Source organism: Bradyrhizobium sp. LB11.1, assembly GCF_040549385.1.
Taxonomy (GTDB): Bacteria; Pseudomonadota; Alphaproteobacteria; order Rhizobiales; family Xanthobacteraceae; genus Bradyrhizobium.
The window spans coordinates 17,633-33,366 of record NZ_JBEPTH010000007.1; the positions used below are offsets into that span (position 1 = coordinate 17,633).

The following is a 15,734-nucleotide window of genomic DNA, read 5'->3' on the forward strand; positions in this document are numbered from 1 at the left end:
CCTGCTATCGTCGTCCGCGCGGGCCGAGGGTCAGGTTCGTAATCCCCGCCGCAATGTTCAATCCGATCGATCGCTCAATCGACAGGGGCTGGAGCGCAATCGTTCGGCGAGAGCCTCCAACGAGAACATTTGCTCCGAGACCGGGGCCGAACGCGAGGTTGCCACTCGCACCCACGTAGCTCCCCCGCAGGGTGCCGGGGCCGACGCGCGAGTTCCTCGCGAAGACGGCCCATGAGAGGCTTCCTGCGCTGGTCACGCCAATGTCGAGACCAACCCGTCTGATCCGCCCGTCGTAGACGTACTGCCGAGTCGGGCGTGTTGTCGTGAATACACAACGAAGCTCCTGCGCGGAGCCAAGCACCAGCCCGACGCGTGGTGTGCTGGTGCATATGAGCCGGCCGACTCTGAACGTCTCGGCGCTTGCGGGCAGGGCATCGGCGCATATCAAAGCGGATCCGCAGAGGATCGCGAGAAGCAGGTTAATGCGCATTCAGGCCTCCGTTTGGCTTCCAGTGTTGGCGGGCGAACTCCCTGGGCTGCGGTCCTGGCGAAGCCAGAACGTGATACCGAGGCCGATCAGCAGGACGGCGCCCAACAGGAAGAAAATGATGGATTGCTGCAACCAGGATATCGCCGGAACCGTGACGCCCATCGCAAGGCCGAGGAAGGCAATTTGCGGTGACAAAAGACTGAGGCCGGCGAGGAAGGTCCCCAGTGCAAGCAATGTGAGGAGAACAAGACTGGTCGCTGGCGTCGGCAGCAACTGCTGTACACCGGATACCAGCATGATGTTCATCGAGACCAGAACGGCCACCCAGTGCAGCGCCTGAGTCCAGATCAGCCGCCAGCGGGACTCCTTGCCGACGATCTCCGGCCATTTGTTGATGACACAGACCACGCCGATGGCGAGTGCAAGAAATTCCCAATAGCCAACGAGAGGCTGGTGTGAAGCATTGGTGTAGGCGACGCCCGCAACGGCGAGCACCAGCGCGACAATGTAAGGAAGCTGCTGCCACAAGAAGCGGGTCATCGCCGAATGTGCTGAGAATGGCTCCGCGTCGCCGTTTCGTTCGGCTTCACTTTCGCTCATGGGCCACCTTGCGATCGTTAACCGTTCGCCTGAGGTCATCGCCGAGATAATCCTCGACGTAGAACCTGATGATCGCGACCCGACCGACCGCGACCAGCGGCATGGCGAGCGCGATGCCCATGACGCCGAACAGCGCGCCCAGCAGCACGATCGCGACCAGAGTCCATGCAGGAGGGATTTCGACCGCCTGACGCTGGATCAGCGGGCCGATCATATAGCCCTCGATCGATTGTATGATGGTGTAGACGACGACGGCCCAGATCAATACCGACCCTCCGAGCGGCATCGCGACAAGCGCGATCGGAATTGCGGCGAGGATCGGTCCAAGATACGGGACGAAGTTTGAGAGGCCCGCCTGCAAACCAAGCACGAAGGGGCCGGGCAGCCCGATCAGATAAAGCGCGAGCCAGACGCATAACGTCATCAGGATGATGCGGATCAGTTGCCCGACAAACCACAGTCGTAGGACGTTACCCATCTGGTCCATCACGCCGCGCGTACGGACGCGATAGGATGGCTTCGCGAGCATGACGAGGCTCTCGCGGTGGCTGGTGGGATCAAATGCAAAGAGAATGCCGAGGAATACGATCACCAGCATGCCGGCCAGAAAGCTGGACGCTCCGCCGACGACACGCTGAGCGTGGCTGAAGAAGCGGCCTTGGTCGGAGACCAGCCATTGTGCAAAATCCCGGCCCCATTCTGGACCGAGCAGATCGACGCCATACCTCAGAAAATGCTGCTGCAGGACGTCGAACTGGGTGTCCATGACTTTCAGCAAGAGGCGTGTTTGCTCCGGAAGCTTGCCGGCTCCCCAGATGAGGCCAAGTCCGACCGCGACAGCGAGCAGCAGAAGCACGATTGTCAGCCGCCAGATGCGATTGAGGCGAACGACAGGCGCGATGGCCCTCGCAGCGGCATCCAGAAAAGCCGCAAACAGCACGCCCGCGAAGATGATCAGAAGGCTCGATACCGTCTGCCACACCAGAAAGAGGGCAACGCATATGGCCAGCAAGGCAAGGCCCGTTGCGAGAACGCCGCGCTGCCCATGGGCCACGGCGGGAGCCGCGCTATTCGCGTTCTCGCGCAGTTGCTCTTGTCCTGTGCTCACGTCGCTCATCGGGTAACTCGGCGATTGCAAGAGGGCCGTCGTGTCCGGGCCTAGGTGCGAACACGCCGGCTGCCATAGTGAGGATGCGAGCCGCCGCGATGGCGCCAGTAGCGATGCTTGGTCGGGTTCGTATTGGTATTTGGTGTAGCGGCACCGGTCGGAGGTGTTGCAGCCGCGGGTTTTGGCGCGGATGTGGCTGGGTCGGTCGACTGTGCTTGTGAGAAGCTCGGCTGCGCGGCCACGATCGACCCGATCAGGATCAGAGCGCCGTAAACGGTTCGGACATTCATGTTCGCCTCCATTCGACCCACAACACCTCAGATCGAGATCGCACCGACGGCCAGCGCATACACACCTGCGCAAGCAGCGAGCGCGATCGCAGTAAAGATGATCGCCTCGAACGGCTTGAAGACGGTCTCCTTGCGTTCGCGCTTGGCCAGGAAAAACAGAAACGTTCCCGGCGCGTAAAGTATCGACGACAGCAGGAGAAACGTCGGGCCGCCCGCGTAGATCATGCCGATGGCGTAGAGTGTTGCGATGGCCGAGCGGATCCCGTCGACGGTGCGGGCGCGTTCTCCGGCATGATAGGAGTCGCCGCGATACGCAATCTTGAGACCGTACGCGGCCACCAGGAAGTACGGGATCAGCGTCATCGCGCTTGTCATCTTCAAGGCGAGGGTGAACGCATACTCGGCGAACCAGGTGACGAGAAGAAACGCCTGGATCACGCAGTTGGTCAGCCAGAGGGCGGCGGTGGGGACCTGGTGGGCGTTAACTCTTGCGAGAAAGGAAGGCATCGTGCGATTGACGGCCGCGGAGTGCAGAACCTCGGCCGCTAGCAGCGACCATGACAGGTAGTTTCCAAGAATCGAGATCAGCAGTGCCACGCTGATGAAGATGCTGCCCCAACGCCCCACCATTGCTTCCATTACACCGGCCATTGACGGTGTTGAGAGACCCGAGAGCTCCTGTCGCGTAAGGACGCCGTAGGACAACAGGGTCACCAGAACGAGAAGGCAGAGAACCGACAGGAAGCCGGCGACAGTCGCAAATCCGATGTCGGAGCGGTCGCGGGCATAGCGTGAGTACACGCTCGCGCCCTCGATTCCGACGAAGACGAATACGGTGAGCAGCATGGTGCTTCGAACCTGGCCGAATACCGCCGCCGCGCTCGGCTGCTCCGTTCCCCAGAAATTCTGGGAGATCAGGCCGGAATCGAGGACCATGAATGCCACGCCGATGAAAAGCAGGATCGGGATGATCTTGGCGTAGGTTGCAATCGTATTGAGGGTGGCAGCTCCCTTGATGCCCCGCAGCACCAGGAAATGGACGCCCCACAGCAGGAAGGATGCTGATGCGATGGCTACCGGCGTCGTACCATCGCCGAAGACGGGAAAGAACTGTCCGATTGTCGCCTTGATCAAAATGAGACAGGCCACGTCTGCGAGGCAACATCCGATCCAATAGCCGGCCGCCGAAGCAAAACCGATATAGTCTCCGAACCCTGCCTTGGCGTAGGCGTAGATGCCCGTATCCAGGTCCGGCCTGCGGCGAGACAGCGTCTGGAAAACGAAGGCGAGCATGAGCATGCCGGTGCCGGCAATGATCCAGGCGATCAGCGTTCCGAGCACGCCGGTGGCGCGTCCGAAGGACGCTGGCAGCGCGAAGATGCCGGAACCCACCATCGATCCGACCACGAGCGCGACGAGCGCGCTGCGCGAAAGCTTCTGGTCGACCTCGTTCGACGAAGGGGCCATGAGGAGAATGGCTTTCCGGCGGGAGATGAAGTGGGCGCGGCGGTCGAATTCGAACGAGATAGGCCGGCTGCCCTTGGCGAGAACCTTAGAGGCGGCTTTCCCCCGATGACATCAGGGTTTCTCTGTAGAGGGCAAGGCAGGAAATCGGCGACCGACGTCTCCGGCCTCGGCCCGACTCTGTGGAGCGAGGGCCGCGTGCGCTCTAATGGGGACTTGCCGATCCGGGCGCCGCGGCGCAGGCGATCAATACAAAGCCTGCACGGAAGAACTCGCCGGCTTTCGCCAGTTCTGCCGCGATATGCCTGGCGTGCAGGACCGCTGCTTCCTGGTCCGCAAGCTCATACCCCGTCCCGTCCGGACAGAGGCCGTACTTGTCGGCGATATGAAAGAAGTAGCGCACGCGAACGGAGTAGGCCGGTGTACCGGCGGCTTCCAGTGACAAATGTGTAAGAATTTCGGCAAAAGGGATAAGGGACGCGGTCGCGCCCGCATCGCGTTCGGCAAGCTGCAGAGGATGCGTGTCCCGCGAGGTAAGGTAATGTATCCCCCCGCACTCGGGTGATCATCCGATATTCCCGCTAGAGCCGGATCAATAACCTGTGTTCTTCCTGCGAACAAGCGCGAGGAGGCAGGCAATGTCGAACTATGAACCGAACGCGAGCGTCCCAGGAACCGTTGGCAGCTCGCTCGCGATCGACGCCGGACTGCGCAGCTACATGCTGCGCATCTACAACTATATGGCTGCTGGCGTCGGCCTGACGGCCGTTGTGGCCTGGCTGGCCTATCAACTGATGAGTCCCGCGTTGCTTCAGAGCCCACTGATGTTGGTTTTCATCCTGGCGCCGCTCGGGCTGGTATTTTTCATCGGAGCGCGTATCAATACGCTGTCGGCGGGAACGGCGCGGCTGTTGTTCTTCGTCTATGCCGCACTGGTCGGCGTCTCGCTCTCGACCCTGCTGCACATTTACACCAGCGCCTCGATCACGCGCGTCTTCTTCATCGCGGCCGCGATGTTCGGAGCACTCAGCATCTTCGGCTACTCCACCCGACGGGATTTGTCCGGGCTAGGGAGCTTCCTGTTCATGGGCTTGATCGGCGTCATCGTCGCCAGCCTGGTCAACATCTTCCTGAGGTCGACGGGGCTCGATTGGTTGATCTCGATCGTCGGCGTCGGTGTCTTTGCGGGGCTTACGGCCTACGACACCCAGCGGATCAAGGCGATGTACGACGGCAAAGACGACGAGACCACGGCAGGCCGCAAATCGGTGATCGCGGCGCTGTCGCTCTATCTCAACTTCATCAATCTGTTCATGATGCTCCTGCGCCTGTTGGGCGGGCGCCGGTAGGCGGCTCAAGCCGCCGGACGCTCGGCCGCGGTGGCGAGCGCGTCGCGCAGGATCTTCTCCTTGGTCTCGTCCAGGGACGTCTTCAGCACGACCCCGCCGGCGTCCTTGATCTCGTTGAGCACCTTGTCGGCCGTCATGTTCTTGATCAGGACGAAGAGGGCTGCGTTGCCGGGAGAGAGCGAGGCCGAGAGCTCCTTCACGAACGAGTCGTTGATGCCGAAATCGGACAAGGCGCCTCCCAGGGCTCCGGACGCGGCGCCGAGCGCCACACCGATGATCGGATTGAGGAAGAGGACTCCGATCAAAAGGCCCCAAAAGCTCCCGGAGATCGCGCCTGTCGCCGTGGTGTTGACGAGCTGGTTGAGCTTGACGTTGCCGGTATCGGTCTTCACGGCGATGACGGCGTCGCCGATAGTGATCAAATATTCCTTTTGCAACTTGAGCAGCCGTTGGCGGACGTCTTCGGCCTTTGCTTCGTTCGGATACACGATCGCGACCAGATCGGACATCGAAACCTCCTGGAGCCGTTTCGGCTAGACGGGCGCTGCTGATGGTGCGCTCCAGCGCGACTCTAGCCCGCAAATTCCGCCCTCGGCATCGGAGAAAACCCCGGGGCTCAAGGGATGAATGTTCCGGTGCGCGAAAACCAGGGCGATAATCGCCCGTAGTACGTTCAGCTGGTCCAGTGGATTACGCAGCATCGCTTGTTGACGACGCCTCGCATCAGGTGACTCCCGATCTTCCAACAGGTGAACACCTGATATTCCGATGGGTTGAGATGATTCAATCTGAGGGCGCACTTACACACTTACCCTGGAGAGAAACATGCCGAGGTTTAAGCCATCCGCTTTGCTGGTCCGTGCGCCAATTCGCAAAACCATTATCGCAGCGGCGTTGCTCACGTTCACGGCAACCATGTTCGCTTTTGTGACGCCGGGACAGGCGGCGCGCGAGGTCCAGTGGTGCGCCAAGATCGGTGGTCGAGGGACGCATTGTTCGTATCATACTGAAGAACAATGCCGCGCATCGCTCAGCGGCAGAAGCGGGACTTGCTTCCGCAGGCGGTCGTAAATCGCGCAGCTCTTCCTCAGGTGGTGACTGGCTTGAAAGCGAATTATCCCAATCAGAGTGCGGCGCGGCAGAGATGGACCGCGCCGCACTCACGAGTCGCTGGGCAAGAGCGTCTGCGGATCATTTGATCGCGCATCCTCTAGCGGGATTTGTGCATTCAGGTACTCAATCCGCTCCGAACATTGAAGCGGCGAGCAGCAGCGTCACGGCGAGCATGCAGATGCTGGCCGCGGGCCATTGACGGAGGACGTGATCGCCTCTTTCGACAAGGCTGCCAAACCCCAGACACGCGCGCCGCAAGGGACCGACCACTCTGGTCAAATCCTTCCATGCCATCGTACCGGCCAGCGGATGCGGCCAGGGGCTGAGCAGGATCGCGAGCGCGACACCTCCGAGCACGGTTACGAGCAATTTGACGAGCGCTTCGGCGCCGAACAGTTTCGATTCCACAGCATACGGGATCGGCAGATATGGCTCCCATGGCAGCAGGCCAAGCAATAGCGAGCAGAGCGCCAGGGCAAGCGCCGCCAAATCGCTGCCGCGTGGCGGCCTCGTGGCGAGGGCGACCGGCTGATCCGGAGGCGAAAGCGCGTGGGCAAGTACCAGTACGACATACGCGGCCGTGAACATCCCGCCGACCTGGAGCACGCCAGCCCACCACCACTGTCCCGTCCTCGCCGTCTCCTGGAGCAACAATTCCTTTGCAAGCGACGCACCGCCTGGCTGGATTCCCATCAGTGCGAAGCCGGCTAATGCGAAGGTCATGACGCTCAAGGGCAGAGCGCGTGCGGCGCCGCGGATCCCGGTGATGCGATCATGGCCCAGTCCGGCGTAGATCGACCCGACTGCCATGAACATCGCCGCTTTCGCGGTGGCGTGGGAGATCACCTGAATCAATCCACCCGCCAGGGCCTGTCCGGTCTCGAGCCGGCCCGAGGCATCGAGGGCGAGTGGAAAAAGCAGGAAAAGGTAACCGATCTGGGCCAATGTCGAATATGCGACAAGCAGCTTGAGACGCTCCTGCCGCAGGGCGACGATGCTCCCGACCACTATCGCGCCGGCCCCCAGCGTTGCCAGCAATTGCGCAGCGGCAAAGCCCGGCAGGGCGGCCAGCACGTCGAACCACAGCCGCAGGAGGATGAAGAACGATCCCTTCACGACCAAGCCGGACAGGATCGCGCTCGCTGCGGCCGGGGCGCCGGCGTGAGCGGGCGGTAGCCAGAGGTGCAGCGGAAACAGTGCGGTCTTGGCGAGGAGGCCGGACGTCATCAGAGCCGCCGCAATGAACGCGCCGGGCTCTGCGGAGACGCGATGCGACAGCAGCACGATATCGAGCGTGCCGTAGAGGCCATAGAGCAGCGCCGTGCCCATCAGGTAGAGGACCGACCCGACCAATGCGAACAGAAGATAGCGCAGCGCTGCCTGAAGCGTCTCCGCGCGGCCCTCGAGAGAGACCAGCGGCACCGCTGCGAACGTCAGCAACTCCAGTGCAACGTAGAGACTGAAGAGGTCGCCGGCGACGAAGATGGTGTTCAGCGCTGCCCAGATCGCCAGTAGTAGAACCCAGAATGCAAAGGGTGCGCGCGCATGGCTTGTCGCGGGTCGGAAATCGGATGCGGCATAAACGACGACCGCGCCAATCACGATCGCCGTGGTCGCGAGCATCACCGCTGATAGGCCGTCCGCGCGCAAGGCTACCCCCAGCGGTGGCGGCCAGGCGCCGAGAAGATAGACGAGGAGGCCATCGCCTCGTGGCAAGGCAAGGAGAATGGCCACGGCGATTGCGACTCCGACCGGCACGATGGCGAGGGCGATCTGCCGGACGTAGCGCTCGCCCAGAGCGAACGACAGCAGCACGCCTGCGACTGGTATGACGATCGACAGCACCAGCAGGTGGCCAGCCGCAGTCGTCACCAGCGATGCGGCGGGGGCCAGCATCAACCACCGAACGGATCGGAGCGCGGGTTCGTCGGCGCGTCGCTGCCCAGCATGGTCGAGCCGGCGGTGTGGAACAACCGGAGCAACAAGGCGATCGCCAGGGCTGTTGCGGAGAACGCCACCACCACCCCTGTGATCACCAGGGCCTGTGGCACCGGATCGTTGCCCAGGCCGGCCGCAGCGCCCCTCCGTCCGACGACGCCGAACAGGAGAAACACGCCGCTCCCGAGCAGATTGAATGCGAGTATCTTGCGAAGAGGTTGCGGGTTCGTGATCAGGCCGTAGAGCCCAAGTCCGACCGCAGCAGCGGCGCACAATCCGAACACGTTTACGCCGCTCATGGCTATGCACTCCTTTCGGGGGCACCAGCGAGGAGCAGAGCGAGGGTCGCCGCGATCGTCAGGGTCATCGCGACCTCGACACCGAGAATCAGCGGTTTGGCGAACGCCACCGGATAGGCGAGGAATGCCGATCCAAAGCAAAGCCCACCGATGCCGACAGCGAGAAACAGGGCGGGCCCGGCCACCAGAACGAGCCGCAGCCATCGGCTGCTCACGGGTGGTGTATCTGCCAATCCGGCCATGATGACCAGCAGCCACATTGAGGCGAGCACCGCTCCGCCCTGAAATGCTCCACCGGGGTGATCGGCGCCTGTCCAGAGCATGTAAATGGCGACTACAATGCCCGCAGGAGGCAACAGGCGCGCGAGAAAGGCGAGGACGCCGTTTGGATCAGCTTGGTGGCGCGGTCCCGGCCGACCGCCCCACGCCTGATCCGGCGCGAGCGACCAGACACCAACGATGGCCAGCAGGAGGACGACCTTCTCGAGCATGGTGTCCATCCCGCGAAATGCCATGAGGACATTGGTGACCGGATTGGCCATTCCTGTCGCTCCGGCATTCAAGACGGCGGCGGGCGCGAGCGTGGGTGCCGGATCAGGCAGGTGCAGGATCGCGAGGGCCAGCGCAGCCGAAATCAATGCGGACAATGTGGCCGCGCTCAGACGTACGATACGGCTGGGACGTTCGGCTGCCATCGCCTCGGCATCCCGCAGTCGGGCCGCCGCACCCAGCAACACCACGCCGCCGAGCCCTCCGCCGATCGCGGCCTCTGTCAGCGCAACATCGACCGCGTCGAGACGAACCCAGATCAGCGCAACCAAAAGCCCGTAGGCGACAAAGCCGACGGTGGCCGAATAGGTTTCCGGAACGGCGATGGTCCAGACGGCGAGCCCAAGCACCACGACGGCGAGCGCGATCTCGAAGACCGTGGCAATACTCATGTGGCCGATCCGTTCTGGCGCACCGTGCGCGCGATCAATTGAGAGACAGTTGCGCCCGCGAGCAGTGCGAACATCCAGATGCTGATCAACTTCAGCCCGTCGCGCAGGCTTCCTGCTTGCGGGAGTAAGCCAAGCACAACGAAGCCCAAGCCGAGATTGTCGGCCTTGGTCAGGGCGTGCAGGCGGGTCAGGGTATCGGGGAAACGAAGAAGGCCTACGGTGCCGGCCAGGAAGAAGAATCCGCCCGCCGACACGCAAGCAATCGTCATGATGTCGCCTGCGGCGCTCATTTGTCCCCCGCTGAACTGGCCTCATCGGTCTCGAGGCGGGCAAGCCCCTTTTTGACGAACGCAATGGACGCGAAGGTGGCGAGCAACGCCAGGATCAATGCCACGTCGACGGCTGCCGGCACGCCTGTCACGGTGCCAAGCAGCAGCAGCACGGCAATGCCCGCGGTGCCGATCAATTGCGCCGCCATCATGCGGTCGGCGTCGCCCGGGCCGCGCAATATCGACACCAGGCCGAGCGCCAGTAGCGCCAGGATCAAGCCAACTGCGGCAGTCAGGAACTCAGTCATTGTAGAGGGCTCGAACTAGCGCCGCTTCCTCGGCGGCAAGATCGGCAACGATGGGCTGGGTGACATCGAGGCAATGATAGATGATCTGGCCGTTCTCCTCGCCGGCCGGCACTGTGCCGGGTAACAGGCTGGTCAGTGTCGTGAACACGTTCTGCCGCAAGCCGCGTGGAAGTCGGGTCGGATAGGCGACGAATCCCGGATGCAGTGGCAATCGGGGATTCAGCGCGCGTCCCGCGACGTCTATTCCGGCGACGATGGAATGATACAGGAAAAGCAGCGCCAGACGGGCAATGGCCGGGAGCGACCGCCGCGAGTTGCCTGGCTCGAGCAGGCACAGGCTTGTCCAGGTTGCTGCGGCGATCGCGGCCGCCGCGGCGGGAATATCCGCGGGATCGGCACCGGCGAGCACCAGCCAGAGGCAGAGGAATAGTGCTGCTCGATACATGGCGATCGGCCACGACGGTCCCCCGGTGACGGCCGCGACCCCATCTCGTTCGTCTGAGGACCCTGTCATACCGGTTTCCTCGATCGCTCCGGATTTGCCTCTCGGGGCTCTGCATTGGCTCGAAAATGCGGCCTTGCGGGCGGTGCTACCGCGGGCGGCATCTTCTTCTGCGCGTCATCTGATGCATCGAGCCGCGAACGGGCGTACCGATACATCATCATCCAAAATGGTTCCGATGACGCCCACGAGCGGATCGTCCGGCGCCATCGTTTCGAATAAGATCTCGTGACCCTGCCACGCAACTAGCGCGACACCTGATGCGGGAAGCACGTGCCTCCTCGTCCGCTCCTCGACGCGCGGCACTGCTTCTCGGTGGAATACCTGCAATTGGTCACTCCCTTGAACATAGGGCACCATTGCTGTTGCTGAGCCTGCGCCGGCGATGCCAACGGCGGCAGCGTTCCCCGGACGGCAGTTGCAACTAAGATGAAACTTCGCATTCGCGATCATCCTGCGAGATCATCCTGATCCGACAGTCGGACTTGCACGACCGGACCTGCACGACGTGCCGCATCCCGGAGCGGCGTCACAGCGGACGCCCCTTGGGATTTTTGATGCCGATCAAGCGAAACACGAGCAGAGGGCGCGGCATTATTGCGACCTGCTGGCGTTTCGCCTGACGATTGCATCATGTGTCCTCTGCGAAAGCGGCGATATCGGGTGATTGCCTGATCGGGGATCAGGAATCTCCCAAGGCACGAACCCGTGCGAACCGCGATTATATCCGGATGCATCGGGTAGATTTACCGATGTCCACGACCGGCGCGTCCCGCAAAAATGGCGGCGATGATCGTCGGAAGACCGCGACCGGCGGAAAGCCGATCTGCCAGGCAACGTTCACACCGGGAACGGAAGAGCTCATGTTCACGCGCGGCAGCCATTCCACGTTTAAGCGCATCACGGCTATGGCCATCTTGGCGGTACTCTCTCCGGTGCTGGCAGGCTGCGGGAGAGAGGCAACGAATGAGACTAAGGATACGCCTGCGTCGCGTATCGTGCGCACGACGACCGTCGAAAAACGCAAGATCACGACACCCCTGACGTTCTCCGGGCGGATCGAAGCTGAAGATGAAGTGAATGTTGCATTCCGGATATCCGGGCGGCTGTTGAATAACGACACCAAGATCGGCGATCGGGTCAAGACCGGCCAGGTGCTGGCGCGAGTGGAATCCCAGAACGAGCTGAATGGTTTGCGACAGGCGCAGGCGGCTCTCGCCGCGGCCCAAGGACAGTTGACTCAGGCTCGTAATCACTTCGACCGTCAAGAGACGCTCCTGGCGCAAGGCTGGACCACGCGTGTCAATTACGATGCCGCAACCCAGGCGCAGCAAACGGCGCGGTCGCAGGTCGATGCCGCCGAAGCCGCGCTGAGTGCCGCGCATGACCTCGTCGGCTTCACCGAACTGAAAGCCGATGCCCCGGGCGTGATCACCGCCACCGGTCCGGGAGCTGGCGAAGTAGTGCAGGCCGGACAGATGATCGCGAGGATCGCGCGGCAAGACGGACGCGATGCGGTCTTCGACGTTCCCTCTCAACTGGTCAGATCGGCTTCGGCCGACCCGGAGGTCGAGGTCAGCCTGGCGGATGATCCGACCATCAAGGCCAAGGGGCGCATCCGCGAGGTTGGCGCGCAGGCCAACGCCGTGACCCGGACTTTTGAGGTCAGGGTCGGCCTGACCGACCCACCGCCGGCGATGCGGCTTGGTGCGACGGTCGTCGGGCGGGTGAGCACGAGCGCGGGGCCGATGATCGATATCCCGGCGTCCGCCCTGACCAGGATGAACCAGCGTCCGGCCGTGTGGGTCGTCGATCCGACCGCCAACACAGTTTCAGTGCGCAATGTCGATGTGCTGCGGTTCGACGAAGCCCTGGCGGTGATTTCGCAGGGACTCGATACCGGCGAGATCGTCGTCACCGCCGGGGTCCAGGCGCTTCATCCGGGCCAGAAGGTCCGGTTTCCTGGATCAGAGCAATGAGCGGGATCAATCTGTCCGATTGGGCGCTGAAACATCGCTCGCTGGTCGTCTACATGATGATCATCGCGGTGGTGGCTGGTGGGCTGTTCTATTTCCGCCTGGGTCGGAACGAAGATCCGGCCTTCATCATCAAGACCATGGTCGTCCAGGCCGCCTGGCCGGGCGCGTCCGTGGAGGAAACCATGAAGCAGGTGACGGAGCGCCTTGAGCGCCACCTGCAGGAAACGCCACATCTCGACTTCCTGCGAAGTTTTACGAGGGCAGGGGTTTCGACGGTCTTCGTGAATCTGAAAGGTAGTGCCAGCGCAAGGGAGGTCACCGACACCTGGTACCATGTGCGCAAGTCGATCGGCGACATGCGCCATACGTTACCCGCCGGTGTGATCGGGCCCGGCTTCAACGACGAATTCGGCGATACCTTCGGAATCATCTACGGCTTTACCAGCGACGGCTTCAGCCAGCGTGAGCTCCGCGACCGGGTCGAAGCTATCCGCTCAAGGCTGTTGCTCGTGCCCGACGTTTCGAAGATCGAGCTTCTGGGCGAACAGGACGAGGTGATCTTCGTCGAGTTTTCCACGAAGGAGCTTGCGGCCCTCGGAGTCGATCGATCCGCCCTGATCGCAGCGCTCCAGTCGCAAAACATCGTACACCCGGCCGGAACGATACAGACGAGCGCCGACAGCATCTCGATACGGGTATCCGGCCGGTTTCAGTCGGAACAGGACATCGCCGACATCAACTTTTCCGCGGGCGGGCGAATGCTTCGCCTGAGCGACATCGCGCGGGTGCATCGCGGCTATACCGACCCGCCCCACCCGATGTTTCGGGTCAATGGAAAGCCGGCCATAGGCCTCGCAATCGCCATGCGGGATGGCGGGGACATTCTTGCGCTGGGTGCGAACATCACGAAGGCAATGGCGCAGATTACCGCGGACCTCCCGATCGGTATCGAGCCAAGTCTGGTCGCGGACCAGCCCGTCGTGGTCAACCACGCCATTCGGGAGTTCATGGTCTCGCTGCTTCAGGCGATCGCCATCATCATGGTGGTGAGTTTCATCAGCCTCGGCGTGCGACCCGGTCTGATCATCGCGCTTGCCATACCGTTCACGCTGGCGATCGTTTTGCCGATCATGGGTCTGCTCAGCATCGACATGCAGCGGATATCGCTCGGCGCGCTGATCATCGCACTCGCGTTGCTGGTCGACGATGCGATGACGACGACCGACGCGACCCTCACCAAACTGGCGGAGGGGGCCAGCAAGGTCGAGGCGGCAACCTTCGCCTACCGGACCCATGCGATGGCGATGCTTGCGGGCACGCTGGTAACGATCGCAGGATTCATCCCGGTGGGCTTTGCGGCAAGCTCAGCGGGCGAATACACGTTCTCGCTGTTCGCCGTGGTCACGATCGCGCTGTTGGTGTCGTGGTTCGTCGCGGTCATTTTCACGCCGCTGCTTGGCGCTGCGATCCTCGTCCCGCCCAGGCAGGGCAAGTCGGCCGACCCTGGCAGGATTTTCCGGATGTACCGGAGTTTCCTGACATCGGCGATGCGCGCGAAATGGCTGACCATCGCGATCTCGCTGGCGCTCTTTGTCGCCTCGGTCCTTGCGATGCCGTTGATCCCGCGGCAGTTCTTTCCGTCGTCGGATCGGCCGGAACTGCTGGTCGATGTCAGCCTGCCTCAGAACGCTTCGATCTACGCGAGCGAAGCTGCGGCGAAGCGCCTGGATGGGGCGCTCGCGACCGATCCCGATGTGGCGCGGTGGAGCACCTATGTCGGTCGGGGTGCGATCCGTTTCTATCTGCCCCTCAACGTCCAGCTTCCGAACGATTTCTTCACGCAGACCGTCGTGATCGCGAAGGATGTCGCCGCACGCGAACGCCTGCATATCAAGCTTGAAAAGCTGCTCGCCGAAGAATTTCCCAAGGCCATCGCGTTCGTCTCTCCGCTCGAGCTCGGGCCGCCAGTCGGTTGGCCGATCCAGTATCGGGTCGGCGGGCCCGACGTCGAGCGGGTGCGCGAGATCGCGCTCCAGGTCGGCAAGATCGTCGCGTCCAGTCCGGACACCAAGCAGGTCAATTTCGATTGGATGGAGCCCGACCGACAGGTGCGCATCCGCGTCGACCAGAACGAGGCGCGCCAACTCGGCCTGAGCTCGCAGGCGATCGCGACCGTTCTGAACGCTGTCATCACCGGCACGCCCATCACCCAGGTCCGCGATGATATCTACCTGGTCAACGTGGTGGCCCGCGCGACCGACGAGCAGAGGGTCTCGTTGGACAGTCTGCGCAATCTGCAGGTGGCGCTGCCGGGCGGACAGACTGTTCCTCTCAGCCAGTTTGCGACCTTCGAGTACGACCAGGAATTTCCGCTTATCTGGAGGCGAGACCGCGTTCCGACCTTGACGGTCCAGGCTGCCATCGCCGGTGACAAATTGCCGGAAAGCGTGGTCGCTTCGCTGTCGCCGGCGATCGAAAAATTCCAGAGGACGCTCCCGCCGTCGTACAGCGTGGTGGTGGGCGGGACGGTGGAGGAAAGTCAGAAGTCGCAGGCATCCGTGCTTGCGGTCGTACCGGTGATGCTGTTGGTCATGTTCACCATCCTGATGGTGCAGCTCCAAAGCTTCCCTCGACTGTTCATGGTCTTGAGCGTGGCTCCGCTGGGGCTGATCGGGGTCGTCGCAGCCTTGATGTTGTCCGGGAGGCCGCTTGGCTTCGTCGCCATCCTGGGGGTCCTCGCGCTCCTCGGCATGATCAGCAAGAACGCGGTCATCCTGATCGGTCAGATCGATGCGGAACGCGCCCTTGGCAAGACGCCGTGGGACGCCGCGGTCGACGCCAGCAGCTCCCGGTTCCGACCGATCATGTTGACGGCCGTATCGACCGTCCTGGGGATGATTCCGATCGCGCCGACGGTGTTCTGGGGGCCGATGGCGTTCGCGATCATGGGCGGCTTGCTGGTGGCGACGGTTCTTACGCTGGTCTTCTTGCCGACGATTTATGTCGCGTGGTTCGGCGCGGCTTCGTTGGCCGACGACTCTGCGCTGCGTAAGCTGCCAGAGGGGCAAGGTAAAGCCGGATAGG

General features: G+C 62.5%; 18 protein-coding genes. 4 read left to right on the plus strand and 14 right to left on the minus strand.

All coding sequences use genetic code 11. From position 1 onward, the window contains the following. Nucleotides 1-4: 4 nt before the first annotated feature. From ABIA96_RS19340 to ABIA96_RS19365, 6 genes are all read right to left on the minus strand, one after another. On the minus strand, nt 5-490 hold the full coding sequence (locus ABIA96_RS19340) for a DUF992 domain-containing protein (RefSeq protein ID WP_354138641.1): 486 nt from the start codon (nt 488-490) through the stop codon (nt 5-7). Further along, nucleotides 491-1,090 carry a hypothetical protein gene (locus ABIA96_RS19345; RefSeq protein WP_354138970.1) on the minus strand — a complete coding sequence of 200 codons (600 nt, stop codon included), beginning with the start codon at nt 1,088-1,090 and terminating at the stop codon, nt 491-493. Then, the gene (locus ABIA96_RS19350) at nt 1,077-2,207 is read right to left on the minus strand and encodes an AI-2E family transporter (protein WP_354138642.1); all 1,131 of its coding nucleotides are present in this window, start codon (nt 2,205-2,207) and stop codon (nt 1,077-1,079) included. The genes ABIA96_RS19345 and ABIA96_RS19350 overlap by 14 nt, the downstream gene beginning before the upstream one ends. A gap of 41 nt (nt 2,208-2,248) precedes the next feature. After that, on the minus strand, nt 2,249-2,488 hold the full coding sequence (locus tag ABIA96_RS19355) for a hypothetical protein (RefSeq protein ID WP_354138643.1): 240 nt from the start codon (nt 2,486-2,488) through the stop codon (nt 2,249-2,251). Between the two features lie 27 nt (nt 2,489-2,515). Beyond that, nucleotides 2,516-3,955 (minus strand): basic amino acid/polyamine antiporter, encoded by a 1,440-nt coding sequence (locus ABIA96_RS19360; RefSeq protein ID WP_354138644.1) that lies wholly within the window; start codon nt 3,953-3,955, stop codon nt 2,516-2,518. Between the two features lie 202 nt (nt 3,956-4,157). Further along, nucleotides 4,158-4,397: a DUF6894 family protein gene (locus ABIA96_RS19365; protein ID WP_354138645.1), complete on the minus strand. Its 240-nt coding sequence runs from the start codon at nt 4,395-4,397 to the stop codon at nt 4,158-4,160. Between the two features lie 193 nt (nt 4,398-4,590). On the opposite strand from ABIA96_RS19365, the gene ABIA96_RS19370 reads away from it, so the two are divergent. Then, entirely contained in the window at nt 4,591-5,301 is a 711-nt protein-coding gene (locus ABIA96_RS19370; protein WP_354138646.1) for a Bax inhibitor-1/YccA family protein, read from the plus strand. Nucleotides 5,302-5,306: 5 nt separating this feature from the next. Here ABIA96_RS19370 and ABIA96_RS19375 read toward each other — a convergent pair whose 3' ends face one another. Beyond that, nucleotides 5,307-5,810, minus strand: a complete 504-nt coding sequence (locus ABIA96_RS19375; protein WP_354138647.1) for a DUF1269 domain-containing protein — start codon at nt 5,808-5,810, stop codon at nt 5,307-5,309. A 316-nt stretch (nt 5,811-6,126) separates the two neighbouring features. Between ABIA96_RS19375 and ABIA96_RS19380 the strand changes: the two genes are divergently transcribed. Continuing rightward, the gene (locus ABIA96_RS19380; protein ID WP_354138648.1) at nt 6,127-6,372 is read left to right on the plus strand and encodes a DUF3551 domain-containing protein; all 246 of its coding nucleotides are present in this window, start codon (nt 6,127-6,129) and stop codon (nt 6,370-6,372) included. 165 nt (nt 6,373-6,537) lie between these two features. On the opposite strand, the gene ABIA96_RS19385 is transcribed toward ABIA96_RS19380, so the two are convergent. From ABIA96_RS19385 to ABIA96_RS19415, 7 genes are all read right to left on the minus strand, one after another. Next, nucleotides 6,538-8,310 carry a complex I subunit 5 family protein gene (locus ABIA96_RS19385; RefSeq protein ID WP_354138649.1) on the minus strand — a complete coding sequence of 591 codons (1,773 nt, stop codon included), beginning with the start codon at nt 8,308-8,310 and terminating at the stop codon, nt 6,538-6,540. After that, on the minus strand, nt 8,310-8,651 hold the full coding sequence (locus ABIA96_RS19390) for an NADH-quinone oxidoreductase subunit K (RefSeq protein ID WP_354138650.1): 342 nt from the start codon (nt 8,649-8,651) through the stop codon (nt 8,310-8,312). The genes ABIA96_RS19385 and ABIA96_RS19390 overlap by 1 nt, the downstream gene beginning before the upstream one ends. Before the next feature lie 2 nt (nt 8,652-8,653). Then, entirely contained in the window at nt 8,654-9,592 is a 939-nt protein-coding gene (locus tag ABIA96_RS19395) for an MnhB domain-containing protein (RefSeq protein WP_354138651.1), read from the minus strand. Next, nucleotides 9,589-9,882 (minus strand): cation:proton antiporter, encoded by a 294-nt coding sequence (locus ABIA96_RS19400; protein WP_354138652.1) that lies wholly within the window; start codon nt 9,880-9,882, stop codon nt 9,589-9,591. The genes ABIA96_RS19395 and ABIA96_RS19400 overlap by 4 nt, the downstream gene beginning before the upstream one ends. Next, nucleotides 9,879-10,169 carry an MrpF/PhaF family protein gene (locus ABIA96_RS19405; protein ID WP_354138653.1) on the minus strand — a complete coding sequence of 97 codons (291 nt, stop codon included), beginning with the start codon at nt 10,167-10,169 and terminating at the stop codon, nt 9,879-9,881. Before ABIA96_RS19405 ends, ABIA96_RS19400 begins: the two co-directional genes overlap by 4 nt. Then, on the minus strand, nt 10,162-10,683 hold the full coding sequence (locus tag ABIA96_RS19410) for a Na+/H+ antiporter subunit E (protein ID WP_354138654.1): 522 nt from the start codon (nt 10,681-10,683) through the stop codon (nt 10,162-10,164). The genes ABIA96_RS19405 and ABIA96_RS19410 overlap by 8 nt, the downstream gene beginning before the upstream one ends. Before the next feature lie 233 nt (nt 10,684-10,916). Further along, complete coding sequence (locus ABIA96_RS19415) at nt 10,917-11,114, minus strand: DUF3551 domain-containing protein (protein WP_354138655.1); 198 nt, start codon at nt 11,112-11,114, stop codon at nt 10,917-10,919. A 465-nt stretch (nt 11,115-11,579) separates the two neighbouring features. Between ABIA96_RS19415 and ABIA96_RS19420 the strand changes: the two genes are divergently transcribed. Then, nucleotides 11,580-12,650: an efflux RND transporter periplasmic adaptor subunit gene (locus ABIA96_RS19420; protein WP_502918840.1), complete on the plus strand. Its 1,071-nt coding sequence runs from the start codon at nt 11,580-11,582 to the stop codon at nt 12,648-12,650. Then, nucleotides 12,647-15,733: an efflux RND transporter permease subunit gene (locus ABIA96_RS19425; RefSeq protein ID WP_354138656.1), complete on the plus strand. Its 3,087-nt coding sequence runs from the start codon at nt 12,647-12,649 to the stop codon at nt 15,731-15,733. Before ABIA96_RS19420 ends, ABIA96_RS19425 begins: the two co-directional genes overlap by 4 nt. The last annotated feature ends 1 nt before the right edge of the window (nt 15,734 follow it).